Genomic DNA, 20,598 nt, shown 5'->3' with positions numbered 1-20,598 from the left:
TATACTGCACAGCTGTGTAGTAAATAATATTGAGTGGAGAACATTGTGCGAAAACAAAATATAAAACGCACATTCCTAGGTGCTGTAATAGCACTAAGTTTGTCAGGAATGCTTACTGGTTGTGAAAAAGCAGTATCAGAAACAACGGATCAAACGATTAAGCCAGTAAAACTGTTGTCAGTTAAAGATCTTGCTATGGCTGATTCTGATGCTTTTCTTGCGCGTATCGATGCGACGTATCGAGCGCAGTTATCATTCCAAGTAGGTGGTGAAGTTTCTGACATCAAAGTAAAGATGGGGCAAGCGGTAACGAAAGGTGAGTTATTGGCATCGCTAGATCCAAACGATCTGCAATTGGCATTAGATGCCGCTGACGCTCAGTTTTCATTAGCAAAAACACAATGGAACCGCGCTAAGAGTTTATACAGCAAGAAGCTAATCAGTACCAATGATTACGACCAGCGTGAAACGCAATATCAAGCGGCATTGGCAAACTATGAGCAAGCAAAAACAGATTTAAGTTATACCGAAATTCACGCACCGTTTTCAGGCATTATTTCTTACACCTATGTAAAACCACATCAGATCGTAGGTGAAAAACAAGAGATCTTAAATCTTATTGATAATTCAACACTGGATGTATCAGTAACATTGCCAATTACTTATGTAGATTCTATTTCTATTCCAGCGTTAATCAGCAGTGATATGTGGGTGACGATGGATAATGAGCCTAACAATGAAATTAAAGGTAGATTTAAAGAGATCTCCACTCAACCCAATTTAGACACCAATAGTTATGAAGCCATAGTAACGATGACATTGCCACAAGGCCGTAATCTGTTAACTGGCATGACTGGTCAGGTTCATATACCTAAACAAAAAAGTTCTGATTATTTACAGTTACCACAGAGTGCGTGGGTAAATAAAGGCCTTAATCAAGGACAAGTATGGTTAATGAACCAAGAGACGAAAACAGTAACGAAAACAACGTTGCCATTAAATGAGCAAGGATTAGTTATTTCTGGTTTACATGCAAATGATTACATCGTTATTGCGGGTGTTGATAGTCTTGTTGAAGGTCAAACGGTGAAAGCATGGCAGCGTGAGGAAGGTATTTAATGAATCGTTCATTATATTCATTGCTTGTATTAACTTTGTTTATATTAACTGGTTGCCAAGAAGAAAATACAACAGAACAAAGTAAACCACTTTATATTTCAGGTGTTACTGTAAATGCACCTGTGACTCAACAATTTCGTTCTTTCAAAGGGCAAGTTGTGCCTGCTGAGCAAACACCGATAGCGTTTCGAGTAACGGGTGAAATCGAAGAAGTGTTGGTTAAAGCCGGAGATGTGGTTAAACAAGGACAACTGGTTGCAAAGCTAGAAGACAGTAAGGTAAAGCAAGCAGTTAATGATACTAAGGCACAGTATTCGTTAGCGTCAAAACAGTACTTGCGTGGTAAAGAATTGAACCGCCGAGCTATGATTTCAAAAGCTGAACTTGATGAATTATTTGCGAATAGAGAGCTGGCTCAAGCGACGTATCGTGCGGCAAAAAATCAATTAGCTTATACCCATCTTGTTGCACCGTTTAACGGTAAAGTGCTTGATGTCTATAAAGAGCAGTTTGAACGAGCTGCAGCAGGCGAGCCGATTATGAATGTGTATCAAAACGATAAAGTGTACGTGCGTATTGATCTTTCAGATAACGTGTTAGCCATGATAAACCCTGAGACAAATCGAGATTCTTACCATCCGATGACAACGTTTGTTGGTTTATCAGACTCTTACTCTATGAAGTATTTGGAGCACACAAGCGAGCCAAATGCTCAAACTCAGACGTATGAAATGTATCTATCTATGCCGCAGCCTAATGTAGAGATCTTACCGGGAACCAGTGCAACAGTGAATGTTGATATGGTTGAAGCAGGGATCACTTCAATTGATGGTTATCAAGTGCCTGTGACGGCATTACAAGCAGGTCAAAAATCAGGTCTGTTCTATGTTTGGAGCATACGTGATGGGCAAGCAACTAAAGTGCCTGTAACTATCCGCAAAATTAGTGGCGAAGGCGCGATTGTTTCTTCTGGTATCAAACAAGGTGATGTCTTAGCTAATTCAAATTTACGAAAGCTACGTGATGGTAAAAAAGTAATGCTAATGGAGAATCAACACTAATGAACATTGCTGAATATTCAATTAAAAATAAAGTCATTAGCTGGTTATTTATTACCATTTTAACGATTGGCGGTATTACTTCATTTCTTGATTTAGGACGCTTGGAGGACCCTGCATTTACGATTAAAGATGCAATGGTTGTTGCTACCTATCCAGGAGCAACGTCAAAAGAAGTGGAAGAAGAACTAACCTACCCGTTAGAAAAAGCGATCCGTAAATTACCTTATATTGATAAAATTACGTCGACCTCATCCAATGGCATGTCACAGATTATGGTGAGCATGAAAATGGACTATGGCCCAGATGAACTACCTCAAATCTGGGATGAAATGCGTAGAAAAATTAATGATTTAAAACCAACTCTGCCTCAAGGTATTCAATCTTTACAAATCATTGATGATTTTGGTGACGTGTTTGGTGTGATGATGATGCTTACTGGAGACGATTATAATTACGTTGAACTTAAGCGTTATGCTGACACATTAACTCGTGAATTAGAGCTTATTGATGGTGTTGGTAAGATCTCGATTGCGGGTGATCAACAAGAAATGCTGTTTGTAGAGATTTCGTTGGATCGCCTAGCAGCCCTTAATCTAGATATGAATACGGTTGCAGGCTTATTGAATCAACAAAACAATGTGGTTCAAGCAGGTGAAGTATTAGTGAATGGAGAAAGCTTAACGATTCGACCAAGTGGAACATTAACTACTGTTGAATCGTTGGGGGATTTGATCATCCATGGTCGTAATACTGGTAATCTTATCCGTCTAAAGGATGTTGCAACGATCACTCGTGGTTTACAAGAAAAGCCGGGCAACATTATTCGATTTAATGGTAAAAATGCCTTAAATATCGGACTATCTTTTGCGTCAGGTGTGAACGTGGTGGAAGTTGGTCAACGTGTCCAAGAAGAGCTAACGTATTTAGAGTCGATCAAACCTGCAGGACTTGAGTTAAGCTATTTCTATAATCAAGCTCAAGAAGTTGATACATCTGTTCGTGACTTTATTATTAGTTTAGCGGAAGCAGTAGCAATCGTTATTGTTGTTTTATTGTTTGCGATGGGGATGCGAAGCGGCCTAATTATTGGTGTGGTGTTACTACTGACCGTGTTTGGTACGTTTATCTTAATGAGCTACAACAACATTGATCTTCACCGTATCTCATTAGGTGCGCTGATCATTGCGCTAGGGATGTTGGTTGATAATGCCATTGTAGTGGTTGAGGGGATTTTAGTTGGTCTCAAAAAAGGACGAACCAAAGTTCAAGCAGCTGCGGATATTGTAAAACAAACGCAATGGCCTTTATTGGGTGCAACAGTTATAGCAATTGCTGCGTTTGCTCCGATAGGTTTATCAGAAGATGCTACCGGTGAGTTCATGGGGGACTTGTATTGGGTGTTGTGTTACTCACTGTTTTTAAGTTGGGTAACAGCTATCACAATCACGCCATTCTTAGCTGACTTGCTATTGAAAGAAGAAGATAAAAATACAGGTGTAGAAGAAGACGCTTACAAAGGGTTCTTATTTACTGCATTTGGTTCATCGCTTAAGTTGGCATTACGTTTCCGTTGGTTAACAGTGGCATCGCTAGTGGGTCTACTTGTTGTCGCAGTAATGGCGTTTGGTAATGTGAAGCAGCAATTCTTCCCAGCATCAAACACGCCAATGTTCTATGTGGATATGTGGATGCCAGAGGGCACTGATATTCGTGAGACAATTAAGCAATCAGAAGCGGTTGAGAGTTACATTAATAAGCTAGACAACATTGAGTTTGTATCAGCGTCGATTGGTCAAGGTATGCAGCGTTTTGCGCTAACTTATCAACCAGAAAAAAGCTATGAAGCGTATGCACAATTTCAGATCCGAACCACAGATCGCGAATCAATGTTTAGCTTGTTAGAAAACCTAACCAATTCATTAGATCAACGCTTTGATAAGCCAACATTCCAATTCAAAATGATGGAGTTTGGCCCGTCTCCAGCATCAAAAATTGAAGTTCGAATTTCAGGACCAGATCCTCAAATCTTACGTAACTTAGCTACAAATGTTGAAGATATTATATTAACGGATCCAGGTTCGAGAAATATTCGACATGATTGGCGTGAGCGAACAAAGGAACTTACGCCAATATTTAATGAATCAAAAGCGCGTCGTTTAGGTATTTCAAAAGAAGACTTATCGAACACATTACAAATGGCGTTTGGTGGCTCTACGTTAGGTATGTTGCGTGATGGTACTCATACATTGCCGATCGTGACACGTTTACCAGAGTCAGAACGTGTGGATTTTGAATCTTTACAAAACGTAAAAATCTGGAGTCCATCGCTTCAAACTTATATTCCAGTAGATCAAGTAATTGATGGAGTAAATTTAGATTGGAGTGAACCATTGATTCAGCGTCGTGATAGAAAACGTACGATCACAGTAATGGCAGATCATGATTTATTAAGTGATGATACTCCAGCAAGCCTGCTAGCGCGTATTCAACCAAAAGTGATGGAATTACCATTGCCTGAAGGGTATGAGATTACGTGGGGTGGTGAATATGAATCGTCTAAAGATGCACAAGAGTCTTTATTTGGTTCATTACCAATGGGCTACCTATTTATGTTTATTATCACCATGTTGCTATTTAACTCGGTTAAAAAACCACTAGTGATTTGGTTTACGGTTCCACTGTCTATTATTGGTGTGGCCTTTGGTTTGCTTGGTACAAACATGCCATTCAGCTTTACGGCATTTTTGGGGCTATTGAGCTTAAGTGGAATGATTTTGAAAAATGGTATTGTTTTGCTTGATCAAATCAACCTTGAATTGGCGTCAGGTAAAGATCCATACCTTGCTATCGTAGACAGTGCTATTAGTCGTGTTCGTCCCGTAAGTATGGCGGCATTGACGACAATTTTGGGGCTTATCCCATTACTGTTTGATGCGTTTTTTAGCTCAATGGCGATAACCATCATGGCTGGTTTGGGTTTTGCTACCGTATTAACCTTAATTGTGGTGCCTGTTATGTTCGCTATTTTATTTAAGATAAAGCCAGCAGCACAAACTATTTAATTACTGCTATTTTAGATAACCTATCTGACCAATCACTGTGTTGTATTATTCACAGTGATTGTTTTTTTTGTTTAAAGTCTGCACTTAACCCTTCCTCTTTTAATGAAAAGCAAGACACTCTGATTTACCAGAACCTCGTAATGTCATGATGGTGTTGCCTATTGTTGGTTTATTAAATGCATCATCATTTAGATTTGCATTATTAAAGTCAGCACGATAAACATCAGCGCGATATAAATCGACATTTGGCATTTGTGCATAACTGAAATTTGCATTACGTAAATCGGCGTCTCTAAAGCTTGCATTGTTGAGGTCGGCTTCTTTAAATATCGCATAAGTAATGTCAGCATCACTCATATCAGCGTCAAATAAGTTAGCGTTAGTGAAGTTAGTTCGAGTCAAATTTGCGCGATGAAGAACCGCGCCTTCAAGGTTAAGATGACTTAAATCGGTATTGTTTAAAACAGCACGTTCGCCTCCTTGATGTTGTAACCAAAGAGAGTGTTGTTGAAGAATATAATCAAGTTCAGTTTGAGTGAGTTTTTTCATCATTGTGTCTACTCATTTAATTTTTTCTGCCATGTTTCTGTATCCGCTCCTAATACGCATTCACCATTTACTCGAAGTGACAATCGTAATACACAACGTCTAGTTACCTCTTCAAATTCATCTTTTGGTAAAAATCGAACCGAATCTACCAATGCTTTACAGTGAGGAGCTGCTTGTTCTTTTAAAGTATAAAATACCCATTTGCCTTTCTTTTGGTGGTTAAGAAGCCCAGCTCGATAAAACATCTTCAGATTACGTGAAACGTTGTATTGAGTGTCACCAATGATATCTAGTGCTTCAGCAACAGCTATACATTCATCGACATGAAGAAACAACCAAAACAAACGCAATCTATTGGGTTCTGACAGTGCTTTTAACGCGTCGATATATTTTTCATCCATCATGGGTGCTACCTTTTATGTTGATTATTGCGCCACTAACGGTAGTGGCGCGATATGTTTATATTACGTATTGGAAGATGGCACCACCGATAATCGCGGTAGTTAATACTATCCCCACAAAAGCGATGACCGCTTTTCTTTTTAGAACCGCTGATACTAGCGCAATTTCAGGCAAACTGGCACCAGTACCACCAATAATTAATGCTAATGCAGCACCAAGTCCCATTCCTTTAGCAATCAATACATTAAGTAGAGGAATTGCCATTTCAATACGTAAATAAAGTGGAATACCAATCAATGAAGCAATAACAATTGATTGGAACCCATCACCACCAACATATTTCTCGACTAAGTCTGCAGGTAAGTAAGCTGCAGAGAACCCACTAATTGCTGCGCCTAGCAGAACGTATGGAATGATTCTTTTGAATAAAGAAAGCGCGCCATTCATTGCGTTTCGCATTCTTGATTTTGAAGATGGTGCAGCACCGCAAGTGTTGGGCTTATTTCCACTGCATCCTTTAGCTTTAGTATCTTCTAGTTCACCTCCTCGTTTAATCTCATTTCTCCAAGGTGATTTGGAAATTAAGAAACCACCAAGAACAGCGGCAGTGAATGTGACCAAAAAATAAACGATAGTGATCTTAAAACCAAATGCAGCATAAATCATGGCTAAAACAATGAAGTTACACAATGGTGCTGAAATGATGAAGCTCATGACGGTACCAAGTGAAGCTCCCATTGATGCCATTGCCATCGTGACAGGTACAACAGCGGCACTGCAAAATGGAGTCAACATGCCGAATAAGGCGCCTAATAGACTTCCCCATCTATCATGTTTAGTTAACGTTTTCTGAAGCTTATCTTGAGGTATATATTCACGCATTAAGCCTGTTAGTACTGACACAATAGCAATAATAACGACTAAGCCTTTAGCAACATAAAAGAACTCGTTTAAAGCAATAGCTAGTTTCGCATCCAAAATTTGAATCTCTAATAAGTAAAAGAAATGCAAATATAAGTACATATGCGCATTTGTGCAAGCGTTTTGTTTTTTAAAAAATAGATAGGCAATACATGAGTTGATTTGTTTTCATGTGTTAATACTATATTTTGAGTGATAACTCTGTATAATTCGCCGCCTATTCACCCTGTTTGAACAACCGATACTTAGGAACTCGTTATGATGACTGATGAAGAAAGAATTGAACTGCAACAAAACAACCCATTACACGGTCTTAAGTTAGAAACCTTGCTACAAGAGTTGGTTGATTTTTACGGTTGGGAAATTCTAGATACAGCAATGCGTTTGAACTGTTTTAATACGAACCCATCAATTGCAAGTAGTGTTAAATACCTAAAGAAAACAGAATGGGCGAGAGAGAAGCTAGAAAACTTTTACCTGTACCGTTTTAAGCGTATGCCTCGTGCATCTAACCTTGAATATGACAAACCGCCACGTGCTCGTACATTCCCACATGGTCTTGAACCAAAAGAGCCAATGGAATTGACGGTTGATTCGATTTTGAAATCACAAGCAAAAGCGGCATCAGCGCATAAAGCTCGTACTTCTAACCGTGGTGGTAACTATCGCCGATAAGATATACGTCATTAATTGATGTGACTCTTTAGTTTGAACAAAATAAAAAAGCCAAGCAAGTTCCTCAATTATTAGGGAATTCAAGCTTGGCTTTTTTGTGTTTATTATTTAATGATGCGTTGATTAGTAAGTTAGTGCCTACTATGGTTGCTGTTTAGTTGGTGCTAGCGCAATTTCACGAATACAAACGTTTTGAGGTTGTTGGTAAGCAAAAGATACTGCACGAGCAATGTCGTCAGCAGCTAGTACGCCACCCATGCTTTCTTTCCACTCACCGTAGCCGTCTTTAATTTCTTGAGAAGACGTATGAGATAGAAGTTCAGTCTCAACCGCTCCCGGTGCAATTGTTGTTACACGAACGTTTGATAAAGCCACTTCTTCACGCACGTTTTCAGAGATAGCGTGAACGGCAAACTTAGTTCCACAGTAAGCTGCATGGTTAGGGAACGTTTTCTTACCAGCAATAGAACTGATGTTAATGATAGTACCGCTGTTACGCTCCATCATAGGCGCAAGAACTGCTTGCATACCATTTAGAAGACCAAGAACGTTAACATCAAACATGGTTTTCCACTCTTGTGCATCTTGAGTGTCAATTTGACCAAGAAGCATTGCACCAGCGTTGTTTACGATAGCATCTACAGGACCAAACTTTGCTTCGCCCTGAGCAATAGCAGCTTCAAAAGAGGCTTTGTCTGTTACGTCTACTTTTACAGATAAAGAGTTTGGTAGGTTAAGTGCTTCAAGGCGATCAATACGACGAGCAAGAAGAAGTAGAGGATGACCTTCATCGCTTAAACGACGAGCGATTGCTTCACCAATACCAGAACTTGCACCTGTAATAACAACTAATTTTTTCATCTTCTATTTCCTCAATAAATTCAATAAGCAACGGGATTTAAACCCCTGTTTTGTTGCGATGGATGTATATTACTGCGACTCTTATTGTTGATATATAGCTATTTACTTGAAACTCTGTTGCCGTACTGCAACAATAAGATGTCAATTACTACAGAGTTAACTATGATGATCAATCGCATTAACCTTACCGATATCCGCTCGTTTGTTCTTATTGCTCGCTTAGGGAATTTTACTAAGGCGGCGGAAACTCTCGACGTCTCTCGTTCCCATGTGTCACGCCAAATAAGTAGCCTAGAGAAACAAATGGGCGTGACGTTATTAATTCGTACAACTCGAACGCTACGTTTAACGGAAGCGGGTAAGCATTTTTATCATCAATGTGAACAAGCTCTTCATACTATAGATCAAGCTCTGCTTTCTGCTGTGGATGATGTTGAAAAGGTGCAAGGGGAGATAAAAATAAACTGTGTGGGTGGTTATTTAGGTGAGGTATTTCTGGCTGATATCGTTAATGCCTTTATGCAGCAGTACCCAGATGTATCTATCAGTTTAGATTTTAGTAGTAATCGAGTGGATTTAATTGAAGAAGAGTTTGATATTGCTTTTCGTATGGGCAGTCTTGAGGATTCAGGTTTTGTTGCGAAGAAATTACTTGATATTGAGATGGGAACATTAGCCAGTCCAAAGTATTTACAACAATATGGTCGTCCTTCACATCCTAAAGAATTGCAGCAACATCATTGTTTAACCGGTTCTGTTCGTAAGTGGCATTTCCAATCGTTAGTTAATAAGGAACATTATGATGTATCGATTAAAGGAAATTTACAGTGTAAAAATGGACGAGTCTTGGTTGCAGGGGCTATTGCTGGTAATGGTATTATTCGGGTACCACTGATTTATTGTCAGCAAGAATTAGATGATAAAAAGCTTGAGCAAGTATTTGAAGAATGGGGAATTCCAACCGTTGATTTTTCTGCGATTTATCATCGAGATCGTTATCAGCCTAAGAGAATAAGAACCTTTATTGATTTTGTGAAACAGTATTCAGACTCTTTATTTACTTAAACATAATTACAATCGCCATGAAGCACACTTGAGTGAATCATGGCGTTTTATTGTTGGATGGTCTTATTCTTCCTCTGCTTGATATTCTAAAATATCCGCAGGTTGACACTCTAAATGTTTGCAAATGGCTTCTAAGGTTGAGAACTTTATTGCCTTTGCTCTGCTATTTTTTAGCACAGATAAATTCTGTTCCGTGATACCAATTAATTGAGCCAACTGATTTGAGCGCATTTTCCGCTTGGCTAACATGATATCGAGGTTTACAACGATAGGCATATATATTGTCTCTAGATTGTGAGTTCTTGTTCTTCACGAATAAGGCTTGCTTCTTCCATTACTTTTGCGATAACTCGTACGATTAAACCAATTACTAACATACTGATTTCGCTGTCTGAAATGTTAAAGCCTCCTTCCACATTATCTTCAGTATAAGAAAGTGCGATACTGAGTAGTATATCGGATAACACTTGAACAAATGGCATCATAATTAAGATGTTAGCGATTTTACGATATCTGATGGTGTTATCAAGGGTAAAAACTTGTCCTTTTTTGTATAAACGAAATAAAAGAATTAACTGCCATAGAATCGCACAGCTTAATAGTGTTGGTAGCATACTTGGCAGATAACCTAGCATAGAACGTGAAAAAGAGAGTGGAAGAGTAACTTCAATAGGAAACGTACTCTGGAATGACTGCGAGTTATAAAGAGTAGCAGCAAACCAAAGGACGGTATCCATTAGTGGCAAAGCAACAAAAGCAAACCCAAAAACAATAAGTAATTTTGAGCTAAAAGATTGGATGTGATTTAAATTATTCATGGTATTTCCCATTCAGTGTGTGTGATGAGAATATATGTCTATTTTAAATAAATAACAATAAATATTTATTGTTTTACGATAAGTTTTTATCGTTCTTTACGGCGTTAATGTTAAAGGTTTAATTTTCCTGTTCTTAATTTCTTAATTGAATCACTCATTTTTTAAGTATTTATTAGTAATTTTATCAATAATTGTTAGTATACAATACATTGGATTGTTAATTATATGTTTCGGTGTTGTATGAGTGTTCGATTAAAACTGATTTTATTCTTATTAGTGCTGTTTTCTGTGGCTATTACAAGTTCAGCTTTGACATTTAAGCTTGAATCTTATGGAGAAGAGAAGCTTGCATGGGTAATTCATACTCATAATGTTATTACTAATTCAGAAAAATTACTGAGTAGTATGAAAGATGCAGAAACGGGTCAGAGAGGTTTTTTATTGACCCAAGAGATTCACTATTTGCAGCCTTACTATACAGGAATTGCGGAATCCAAGCAGCTATTGTCTACTTTACAAGAGTTAACAAAAGACAATCAAAAACAACAAGAAGCTCTTAAATACATTGAAAAATCAATGACTCTTAAATTTGAAGAGTTAGCAACCACTATTGATTTAGTGCAACAAGAACAATTGCCTAAAGCGTTATCTCTTGTCAAAGAAGATAAAGGTAAAGCTTATATGGATGATTTAAGAGAAGATTTAAACCAGTTTACTAATATTGAGTTATTGTTACTTGAGCAAAGAAAAGGTGACTTTAAAGAGAATCGCAGTCAACTTGTTACCCTCATTAAAATGCAAATTGCTTTTTTAATCTTTTTGGCAATAGGATCTTTTTTCTTTATGAAGCGTAATGTATTTGACCCATTAAAATTATTGCTATTTAGTACGAAGAAAATGCAAAAAGGCCATAAGCTTGATATTGCGGATATCGTCGAGAAAAATGAAATGGGTAAGTTATTATCAGCTTTCTATCAAATGAATGAAGTTGTTCATGAAAAAACAGAAGCGCTAACTTACAAAGCGCATCATGATGAACTTACTGGGCTTAAAAACCGTAGTATGGTTAATACTGAATTACAAGCAGCACTTCATCAAGCAGCAAAAACCAATACGAAAGTCGCCGTATATTTTCTTGATTTAAATAAGTTTAAAGAGATTAATGACACATTAGGTCATGATGTGGGTGATGAGGTTTTAAAGAAAACGGCTCAACTATTAACTGATACTGTTAGATGTCGTGATAATGTATTCCGTCTTGGTGGGGATGAGTTTTTAGTTATTGGTCAAGGTATAGCTCAATGCTCTGGGGTGAAAAAGCTTACCTCGAAATTATTAGAGCAGTTTAAGTTTCCCGTAAATATTGGCAGTGAATCTCTATCTATTTCCCCTAGTGTCGGTGTTGCTATTTATCCTGATGACAGCATTGATGGCGAAGAGCTAATAAAGTTTGCTGACATCGCCATGTATGAGGCCAAAAAAGATAAAGGCAACTCATATAAAGAGTTTGCCCCTATTATGCTTAAACGAGAAACGGATTGATTTCTTTTGCTATATGGTAACGATTTTTTCCTGAAAGTTTAGCTTGGTACATGGCCTTATCAGCTTTTTCTAAAGCCTCTTCTAATGGGGTCTGATCGTTACCAGACCAGTAGTATGCTCCAATACTTGCTGATACATAAGGAGTGGCTCCATTAATATTAATAGGGTAGCTAATTGCATTTAAGATACGTTGCAAAATAGCATTAATTTCTTGAGTCGCTACCCTCGGATTTGTTAAGTACAAACCAAGTAAAAATTCATCGCCAGATAGACGAGCGACAAGATCGTTTTCAAAAACATTATTGGTCAAGCGTTGTGAAATGATTTTCAATAAATCGTCACCACATTGATGCCCATAAGTATCATTTACCGCCTTAAATCCATCTAAATCAAGGAAGATTAGATAAACGGATTTCTGTTTTTTATGTGCATTAAGTAGCTGTTTATAAGCATTTTGACGGTTAGCTAATTGTGTTAACCCATCATGGTTGGCTTCAAAGTTAAGGCGCTGAAGCTCTTTTACTTGAGTTTGGTCATTAAGTGATATTACAAATGACTCTACTTTATTATCGCCATTTTTGATTAATTTAATGGTAAGTAAACAAGGTAACCAATGTGATTTGTTACCGTGCTTTCTTGAAAAAAACTGACTTGTAACATCTGTTTGAAGTTTAAAATAACCTACTTTTAGCACCTGTTTTAATACCGATGTATTGAGCTCGATAGGTTGACGTAAATGCAGTTGATTTAGATTGGTGATGTTTCCAAATGTTTGAATAAATGCATTATTTTTAGTTTCTATCGCCATTTTTCTTGTTACAACAATTACTGAACTTGGATTTTGGTCAAAAATCATTTCAGCCATTCGTTGACGTTGTTCAATGAAATAGCGTTGGCTAATATCTTCTATGTGTACTAATGAGTTATTTTCACCCGCAATCGGGTAAGTCGATATTTGATATTGTTGCCCTGTACCTTGGTGGCGAAGGGTTGTTGGTTCTAATCGTTGATGTGTTTCGATGCATTCACGAAGCAGAGTTAATCGGTTTATTGGTTCAAAATCAGACAACAAATTTTCAATATGCTGCTGATTAAGAGACGTCATTTCATCATTATTTAGCTGAATTTGAGGCAACAATAAACGAGCTGCGGGATTATGATAAATTACTTTTTTGTTAGGAGAGACAACTAATAGTCCTTGATCAAGTGAATCTAACACTTGATTAATGTAATGAGTTTTATCTTCAAGTCTTTGAAATGCAAGTGTTAATTGAGAGTCACGTTGACTTAAGTTATCAAGCATTTCATTAAAGCAATGAGTGAGCTTTCCAATTTCGTCAGGATGAACAATATGCAGCCTTTGTTCTGTTACCCCTTTTTTGATAACTGTTTGCATTGAATTAAATATAGACAATAAAGGCGTGGCAATTAATCGGTGTACTCTGTGTGCAAAGAATAACGCTAAAAGTGAGAAGATAACCGTAGTAATTAAGAAAATGGTTAAAATCTGATTGCGTTGTTCAAACATGCTGTCTTTTGAGGCCCATACTGTCAGATTACCAAGGTGTTCATTATCTAATGTTATTGGGTGTGTAATTGCAAAAAAGACTGAGTGTGAACATTGGATATCTCGTTCGTGCCATGAACAGTTTTCAGGTAAGTTATCTAATTTGGCGAAAGGTTCGTTATTAATATGCTCAACTCGAGCAGCTATCACTTCAGGATCAAAGGAAAGTGCATTCATTTGATCTAAACCCGTTTGCTTATCATTAAAGATTAATGCCCCTGATAAATTACTTGCGATACCTTGAGCTAAAATAGAGGTTCGAGTGTATAAATTTGCACTGTGAGTGACACCCATAAAATGGGCGACGCTTGCGCCAAGAATCATCGTACTAAGGGTTAGTAATGTCCAAATAGGGTAGATAACTTTTTTACGTAACGGCAAAGCGCTGAACCATTGAAGTATCATAATGACCCCTCATTGGTTGCAATTTCAGAAACTGACAATAATTGTGAACGAAGAGAAAGCTCTGTTGGTTTAATATTATGTAAACTGATCAAAGGTTTAATTCTATTATTTACTTTAATGAAAGCAATCATTCCACCTGCTGTAATAAACGGCTGGCCATCACCGATCAACAGTGCGTGTGGTTGCGAGATTTTAAATGTATTGATAATGCTAGGGTCTTGAGTCGAGAGATAAATGACGTGGCACGTTTCTCGTTCGAGATCTTTTACGGATGAATAGGGAATATAGTTAGCTTGTGTTGGTTTTTTGGTTATCAATGCTTGTAATGTATTACTAACATCTAGATCTAATTCACTGCAGAAATTAAATTGTTTATTGTTTGGGGCGAACTCACCCCAGGAGGTTAAAAAAGCAAAACGAAATAAATAAACCGCTTTCAAATTATGGTCTTGAATGTTGTTATCGTTAGCTTTGAGATTAAAACTTATAAGTAAAAGCAGCAGGCAGCCTATTACTTTAGAGCGAAGCCCATAAAATAACGGTGTGGATAAATTTGCCTGTGTTTTTGTTTTGAACATGGCTATATAAAATTCCAACTTAATTCAGCATAGTATTGAGTACCATTTGCAAATGGCCCAAATTGCTCTGGGTATTCTTTTAATTGGTCACTACCTAGGTTCTCAGCACTTAATTTTATGCTTGGCCATGTTGGTTTATGTTGCCAATTAATCGACATATCAAGTGTAATGACTTCTGGCCAGATCGTATAATCGTCACCATAAGATTGATACGCTTGAATTAATGCTTCGTCAGGTTCTGATGCTGAAACATAATTCACTACTGATGAAACCCAGACTGTTGGATGAATATCCCACATCACATGCAGTGTGGCATAGTGATGAGGCGTATTTTCTAGATCTAAAATAGGCAGTTCATTTGAACCACAGATAGAGCCGTTACAATCTCCCTCGATTGTCTTATAGCTGTAATTGGCATTGATTTGCAAGACATCGATTGGTTGCCATTGGATACTCACCTCTCCTCCCATGGTTTCTTGGGAGAGAGGGTCAACTAATTGAGCAAACATATCATCAATAATTGTGCCGCTAGAATGCTGAGAGCTATCAGGTGTAAAGTATCGACTTCCTCCGAGACCTCTATAAGCTCTAACATTATCATGCTGACTATAGAATAGGCTTAGGCTTACTTGGAATTGATTATCTTGCCAATAACGGTAACCAATTTCATACGTATCAACAGATTCCATGTCTAAATCACGATTACCTAAGTAATGATAGGACATCATGTAGTCATAATAATTTACGCTACCATCAGGATTGACGGTATAAGCACAACTACTGCAATAACTGTTTTCTTGAAACTGTGTATCTAACTCTAAACGAGAAGGTGTAATGACTGCTCGGCCCCAACCCATCCATAAGCGTTGGTTGTCCGTTAATTTTTGTAATGCACGAACTTGAGGTTGTGAGTACCACTCTTCAGTAATATTGGCATATTGAATGCGGTTACCTAGTGTGATTTCTGTTGAATCAGTTACATCAACAGCCCAGTTTGCATAAAAACCATAGCTTTGGTTTAAGAACTTATGATCATCAATGGTGCGAATATAAGGTGAGAAGTACTGCTCTTTTTCAGAGAATTGAGCGTACTCTTCATCAATAATACGAGCATTTGCACCAAGTGTTAATATTCCCCAATCTTGAGTATTAAAGGTGTAACGAGTATCAAGATCAATGCGAGTAAAACTTGCTGGTTCATTGGTGCTATCAGATTCACTATGAGTAACCCATAGTTGGTTTTCCCATTGGTTACCGTTTAGTTTTTCGTGAAGGTATTGGAAACCTGCAAATAACTCTTGTGAGTTCATTTCAGTTAAAAACACATCATAGTCATTTTTATGTGTCGTAGGATCAAGAAAAGCAGGAGTATAAGTTAGCCACTGATAATCTTCACGAGACTGGATCCCGCCAAACTGAACAGAAACCGTATTTTGTAAGTTTTGGTAATCAGCGCGCATCCCAAAACGTTCGGTTAATACTTTTAGGTGTCTAAGCTCTTTAAAATGTTCATCAGTATCAGTAAACGGTGAGTGTTGTAATGATTCAATATAGCCAGATAAATGTGTGTTTTCGCTAATTTGACCGCTGTGGTGAGCTTTAAACTCTTTGTAGTCAAAATTACCTGTCGAAGCACTTAATTGTGCTTTAGGTGCGCTTTCTGCATCTTTTGTAATGATATTTATGACACCATTAACCGCGTTTCCTCCCCACATTGTACCTACAGGGCCTAAGACCACTTCAATACGGTCAATACTATCTAGGCTGACAGGTAAAGTATCCCAGTTAACACCAGAGTACATTGGGTTAACGGCACTTCGGCCATCTATCATGACCAAAAGCGTATTATTTTCACCTTGGTTTTTACTGCGAGCTGAAATGGTCCAGTCGTAATCGGAAAATTTGGCAACATGAAGCCCTGGAGCAAGAATTAATACATCGGCAATAGAACGGGCACTAGAACGTTCTATTTCTTTGGAAGTGATTACATGAACAGAAGCTGGAACATCTGACAGACTAAGTGATGTTTTGGTTGCAGTGACGACTTTCGTATCGGCTAGCGATTCAAGTGGCATATTGAGTAATGCATCAAGATCATCAAATTCATTATCTATGTTTGCGATAACGGGTGAAGACACAAAGATACATAAAGCATACAAAAATGGAGCACGAGATAGCATCGACATGATATTGAATTAACACCAAATATAACTGAAATAAATATAAGGTATTAACTGAATACCCATTTTGTATATTTTGATGTAATTCTTAAGTTTAAGATAATGTTAGGAAAGAGATTTACGAGTTAACTCTGTATTTGTGTAATTTATTTCATCATACAGACGTGAAATTAGAATGTAATAAAAAAACATTATGAGTTAATAAAAGAATATTAGTGATCTAAATCACCTATGATGATGTGCTAAATAATAGTGTTTAAAAAATAAAATAAATATCCAATCACACTTTAAAGCTTGTCAATTATCCAAGTGTGATTTTAATCATAAAAAATAAGTTTTAATATTTATATTAATATGTGGGTTATATCAAATTTAATCTATTGAAATGTAGCAAAACTAAAATTTGTATAAATATTACTTATTTTTTTTGTGAGATTTGTTCTTTCTTTCCTATTGACTGTGATTATTTTGAGTTATCGATCACAAAATGTCATCTATTGCCGACTGCCATCTTCTATATTGATAATAGTTTTATCAAATACAGACCAAGAAGAAGGCTCGCTCATGCTATACGATTTAATTGATCATGATTTAATTGATGTTGTTAATCACGATATTGATGCGTGGGAAGACGCAGTAAAAACAACAACGCGTTACTTAGAACAAAAAGGGTACGTAACTGCAAATTATGCCGATGCTATTATTCAATCGACATATGATAATGGCCCATATTATGTACTTTGTCCAGGTATCGCTATGCCTCATGCCCGTCCTGAGGCTGGGGTGATAAAAACAGGATTAGGCATTCATATATTCCCATCAGCCATCGAGTTTGGCTCTGATCTTGGTCCTGCCAATATATTACTTACCTTAGCTGCAAAAGATTCAGATACACATATTGAAGTCATTCAAGCATTGAGTGAGATGCTTGTCGATGAAGAAAACATTGCAAAATTAACCGCAGCAACTTCAAAAAATGAAGTGCTCGATATTATTAAAGCATATTAAGAAAGGATATCTCATGAACGCTAGAGCAAAAGTGCAAGCCTTCGGTGGTCATTTGACCGCGATGGTATTGCCAAATATCGGAGCCTTTATTGCATGGGGCTTTATTACTGCGTTATTTATTCCAACCGGTTGGATGCCAAATGAACAGTTTGGTGAAATCGTTGGCCCTATGATTACTTATTTATTGCCATTACTTATCGGTTATACCGGTGGTCAACTTGTTGGTGATAAACGAGGCGCTGTTGCTGGTGCTATTGGTACGATGGGTGTCATCGTTGGTGCTGATATTCCTATGTTCGTTGGTGCCATGATCATGGGGCCTGTGAGTGCATGGGCCATAGTTCAGTTTGATAAACGAGTTGAACATAAAATTCCATCAGGTTTTGAGATGGTAGTGAATAATTTCTCTCTTGGCATCATAGGTATGATCTGTTGTTTGGTGGCATATGAGATTGTAGGACCTGCAGTAACTGCGGCGAATTTATTTGTAAAATCTGGCATCGAAGCTTTAGTAGCAACTGGCTTCCTTCCTTTACTTGCAGTCATTAATGAACCTGCAAAAGTTCTCTTTTTAAATAACGCCATCGACCAAGGTATTTATTATCCACTTGGCTTACAAGCGGCAGCGGAAACGGGTAAATCCATTTTCTTCATGGTGGCATCTAACCCAGGACCGGGCCTAGGTATGTTGTTAGCTTATGCCAAATTTGGTCAAGGGCTAAGTAAACGCTCTGCACCTAGTGCGATTATTATCCATTTCTTTGGTGGTATTCATGAGTTGTATTTCCCTTACGTACTAATGAAACCAATTATGATTGTAGCCATGATTGCCGGTGCCGCGACAGGTATAGCAACATTCAACTTACTGGATGCTGGCTTGGTCGCTGGTCCAAGTCCTGGCTCTATCTTCTCTTATTTAGCATTAACACCAAAAGGTAGCTTTATCGCGATGCTTGCGGGCGTAGCAAGCGCCACGGTTGTTTCATTCCTTGTTGCTAGTGCGATTCTTAAGATGAGCAAGAAAGAACAATCTGAAGATGAGTTTGAGCAATCGGTTATCGATATGAAAGACATGAAAGCTGAAGGTAAAGCACAGTCTCAAGCATCAGTAGAAAAAGCAGATGTACAACCAATTAAATTTGTCGCTTTTGCTTGTGATGCAGGAATGGGGTCAAGTGCAATGGGGGCTTCAACCTTTAAGAGAAAACTAGTTAAAGCGGGTTATGACATTGAGGTTAAGAACTTCGCGATAGAAAAAGTACCAAGTGATGCGGATGTTGTTGTAACTCATGAAAGTTTAGAAGAGCGTGCAATTAAAGCAACAGGATTACCTGTGATTACGATTACCAACTTTCTTAATGACCCAGCACTTAACGAGTTACTCAATACGATTGAGACACAACAGGCTTAACGATATTTATTTCTGGGGGATGGAATGTCCCCCAAGTAGGAGAAAAAATTATGACTCAAACAACAGCTGCGGTTATTTGTGGTGAAAAAGACATCCAATTAAGAACATTTGAATTACCGCCAATTTCTGCTGATGAATTACTGGTTAAAAATATTTCAAACAGCGTGTGTCTATCAACATACAAAGCGGCGTTACTTGGTAGTAAGCATAAGCGAGTACCAGAGAATATTGATGAAGTTCCTGTTATTACCGGCCATGAATATGCAGGAGTCATTGTTGAAGTTGGGGAGAATTTAAAAAATCAATTTAAAGCTGGTGACTCTTTTGTACTTCAACCTGCGATGGGGTTACCTACGGGGTATTCTGCAGGTTATAGTTACGAAACCTTTGGTGGAAATGCAACGTATTCAGTTATTCCTAAAATTGCTATCGATTTAGGTTGTGTATTGCCTTATGACGGTTCGTATTACGCTGATGCTTCTTTGGCTGAGCCAATGTCATGCATTATCGGTGCTTTCCATGCAAGTTATCATACAACTCAATATGTATATGAACATGAAATGGGAATTAAAGAGGGAGGAACGTTGGCGTTACTTGCATGTGCTGGACCTATGGGGATCGGTGCGATTGATTATGCGATTAACGGACCAGTAAAACCAAGACGAATAGTGGTTACTGATATTGATGAGGCTCGCTTATCTCGTGCTGAAAGTTTAATCCCGGTTAGTGCAGCAAAAGCACAGGGTATTGAGCTGATTTATGTCAATACGATTGAGATGGACGATCCAGTTACTTACCTTAAATCCCTGAACGATGATCAAGGGTATGATGATGTAATGGTATATGCTGCAGTAGCACAAGTATTAGAGCAGGCCGATGCATTACTTGGTAATGATGGTTGTTTAAATTTCTTCGCAGGCCCTACAGATAAAGAGTTTAAAGTGCCATTTAATTTCTATAATGTGCATTATGAATCAACGCATATTGTTGGAACTTCTGGTGGTTCTACAGGTGATATGGTGGAGTCTTTAGAGTTATCAGCGAAAGGTGACATTAATCCTTCTTTTATGATCACACATGTTGGAGGCTTACAAGCTGCACCTCATACCATTTTAAATCAGCTGGAAATCCCAGGTGGTAAAAAACTGATTTATCCTCATATCGATTTGCCTTTAACTGCAATTGATAATTTCACTTCACTTGCAAAGCAAGATCCGTTTTTCTCTGAATTAGATGCAATCTTAGCGAAGAATAATTATGTATGGAATCAACATGCAGAAAAAGCACTATTAGAGTTCTATGACGTGAGCTTAAGCGTTTAATTCTATTAACTTTATGTGGTAGCCTCTAGAGGTTACCACATACAGAGAGGTT

18 protein-coding genes are annotated in these 20,598 nt (G+C 37.8%); 9 read left to right on the top strand and 9 right to left on the bottom strand.

Annotation, left to right across the window (positions count from 1 at the left end):
- Nucleotides 1–45: 45 nt before the first annotated feature.
- The 3 genes from GNP81_RS03000 to GNP81_RS02990 are packed head-to-tail and all read left to right on the top strand — an operon-like array spanning nt 46 to nt 5,242.
- Entirely contained in the window at nt 46–1,119 is a 1,074-nt protein-coding gene (locus GNP81_RS03000) for an efflux RND transporter periplasmic adaptor subunit (RefSeq protein WP_011262948.1), read from the top strand.
- Complete coding sequence (locus GNP81_RS02995; RefSeq protein ID WP_155663746.1) at nt 1,119–2,180, top strand: efflux RND transporter periplasmic adaptor subunit; 1,062 nt, start codon at nt 1,119–1,121, stop codon at nt 2,178–2,180. The genes GNP81_RS03000 and GNP81_RS02995 overlap by 1 nt, the downstream gene beginning before the upstream one ends.
- Complete coding sequence (locus GNP81_RS02990; RefSeq protein WP_155674159.1) at nt 2,180–5,242, top strand: efflux RND transporter permease subunit; 3,063 nt, start codon at nt 2,180–2,182, stop codon at nt 5,240–5,242. The genes GNP81_RS02995 and GNP81_RS02990 overlap by 1 nt, the downstream gene beginning before the upstream one ends.
- A 99-nt stretch (nt 5,243–5,341) precedes the next feature.
- Here the strand turns inward: GNP81_RS02990 and GNP81_RS02985 are convergent, their stop codons facing one another.
- From GNP81_RS02985 to GNP81_RS02975, 3 genes are read right to left on the bottom strand one after another with little or no spacing between them, the layout of a single operon-like run.
- Nucleotides 5,342–5,791, bottom strand: a complete 450-nt coding sequence (locus GNP81_RS02985) for a pentapeptide repeat-containing protein (RefSeq protein WP_196587397.1) — start codon at nt 5,789–5,791, stop codon at nt 5,342–5,344.
- 8 nt (nt 5,792–5,799) lie between these two features.
- Entirely contained in the window at nt 5,800–6,195 is a 396-nt protein-coding gene (locus GNP81_RS02980) for an ArsR/SmtB family transcription factor (protein ID WP_155674157.1), read from the bottom strand.
- Nucleotides 6,196–6,250: 55 nt separating this feature from the next.
- Nucleotides 6,251–7,171 carry a permease gene (locus GNP81_RS02975; RefSeq protein ID WP_162200288.1) on the bottom strand — a complete coding sequence of 307 codons (921 nt, stop codon included), beginning with the start codon at nt 7,169–7,171 and terminating at the stop codon, nt 6,251–6,253.
- A 201-nt stretch (nt 7,172–7,372) separates the two neighbouring features.
- Between GNP81_RS02975 and GNP81_RS02970 the strand changes: the two genes are divergently transcribed.
- Nucleotides 7,373–7,789: a VF530 family protein gene (locus tag GNP81_RS02970; RefSeq protein ID WP_063646273.1), complete on the top strand. Its 417-nt coding sequence runs from the start codon at nt 7,373–7,375 to the stop codon at nt 7,787–7,789.
- A gap of 141 nt (nt 7,790–7,930) precedes the next feature.
- Here GNP81_RS02970 and GNP81_RS02965 read toward each other — a convergent pair whose 3' ends face one another.
- Nucleotides 7,931–8,650, bottom strand: coding sequence for an SDR family oxidoreductase (locus GNP81_RS02965; RefSeq protein WP_011262955.1), 720 nt, complete (start codon nt 8,648–8,650; stop codon nt 7,931–7,933).
- Between the two features lie 165 nt (nt 8,651–8,815).
- On the opposite strand from GNP81_RS02965, the gene GNP81_RS02960 reads away from it, so the two are divergent.
- Nucleotides 8,816–9,715 (top strand): LysR family transcriptional regulator, encoded by a 900-nt coding sequence (locus tag GNP81_RS02960; RefSeq protein ID WP_196587396.1) that lies wholly within the window; start codon nt 8,816–8,818, stop codon nt 9,713–9,715.
- Nucleotides 9,716–9,778: 63 nt separating this feature from the next.
- Here GNP81_RS02960 and GNP81_RS02955 read toward each other — a convergent pair whose 3' ends face one another.
- Nucleotides 9,779–9,991: a helix-turn-helix domain-containing protein gene (locus GNP81_RS02955; RefSeq protein WP_005421814.1), complete on the bottom strand. Its 213-nt coding sequence runs from the start codon at nt 9,989–9,991 to the stop codon at nt 9,779–9,781.
- A gap of 11 nt (nt 9,992–10,002) precedes the next feature.
- Nucleotides 10,003–10,533, bottom strand: coding sequence for a DUF2975 domain-containing protein (locus GNP81_RS02950; RefSeq protein ID WP_196587389.1), 531 nt, complete (start codon nt 10,531–10,533; stop codon nt 10,003–10,005).
- Nucleotides 10,534–10,773: 240 nt separating this feature from the next.
- Between GNP81_RS02950 and GNP81_RS02945 the strand changes: the two genes are divergently transcribed.
- Nucleotides 10,774–12,075 carry a diguanylate cyclase domain-containing protein gene (locus tag GNP81_RS02945; RefSeq protein ID WP_196587388.1) on the top strand — a complete coding sequence of 434 codons (1,302 nt, stop codon included), beginning with the start codon at nt 10,774–10,776 and terminating at the stop codon, nt 12,073–12,075.
- Here GNP81_RS02945 and GNP81_RS02940 read toward each other — a convergent pair.
- The 3 genes from GNP81_RS02940 to GNP81_RS02930 are packed head-to-tail and all read right to left on the bottom strand — an operon-like array spanning nt 12,056 to nt 16,811.
- Nucleotides 12,056–14,047 carry a sensor domain-containing diguanylate cyclase gene (locus GNP81_RS02940; RefSeq protein WP_155674153.1) on the bottom strand — a complete coding sequence of 664 codons (1,992 nt, stop codon included), beginning with the start codon at nt 14,045–14,047 and terminating at the stop codon, nt 12,056–12,058. The two genes, GNP81_RS02945 and GNP81_RS02940, sit on opposite strands and share 20 nt — an antisense overlap.
- Complete coding sequence (locus GNP81_RS02935) at nt 14,044–14,625, bottom strand: YfiR family protein (RefSeq protein ID WP_155674152.1); 582 nt, start codon at nt 14,623–14,625, stop codon at nt 14,044–14,046. Before GNP81_RS02935 ends, GNP81_RS02940 begins: the two co-directional genes overlap by 4 nt.
- 2 nt (nt 14,626–14,627) lie before the next feature.
- Nucleotides 14,628–16,811 (bottom strand): TonB-dependent receptor plug domain-containing protein, encoded by a 2,184-nt coding sequence (locus GNP81_RS02930; protein ID WP_155674151.1) that lies wholly within the window; start codon nt 16,809–16,811, stop codon nt 14,628–14,630.
- 558 nt (nt 16,812–17,369) lie between these two features.
- Here GNP81_RS02930 and GNP81_RS02925 point away from each other — a divergent pair.
- Genes GNP81_RS02925 through GNP81_RS02915 form a run of 3 tightly spaced genes read left to right on the top strand, consistent with a single transcriptional unit; the run spans nt 17,370 to nt 20,546 of the window.
- The gene (locus GNP81_RS02925) at nt 17,370–17,813 is read left to right on the top strand and encodes a PTS sugar transporter subunit IIA (protein WP_005421821.1); all 444 of its coding nucleotides are present in this window, start codon (nt 17,370–17,372) and stop codon (nt 17,811–17,813) included.
- A gap of 13 nt (nt 17,814–17,826) precedes the next feature.
- Complete coding sequence (locus GNP81_RS02920) at nt 17,827–19,224, top strand: PTS mannitol transporter subunit IIBC (RefSeq protein WP_155674150.1); 1,398 nt, start codon at nt 17,827–17,829, stop codon at nt 19,222–19,224.
- Nucleotides 19,225–19,274: 50 nt separating this feature from the next.
- A complete protein-coding gene (locus GNP81_RS02915) occupies nt 19,275–20,546 on the top strand; it encodes a zinc-binding dehydrogenase (protein ID WP_155670273.1) in 1,272 nt (423 codons plus the stop codon).
- The last annotated feature ends 52 nt before the right edge of the window (nt 20,547–20,598 follow it).

Source organism: Aliivibrio fischeri (assembly GCF_009727955.1).
Classification (GTDB): domain Bacteria; phylum Pseudomonadota; class Gammaproteobacteria; order Enterobacterales; family Vibrionaceae; genus Aliivibrio; species Aliivibrio fischeri_A.
The sequence above is the reverse complement of the archived record's forward strand: the minus strand, read 5'-3'. Positions and strand labels throughout refer to the sequence as shown.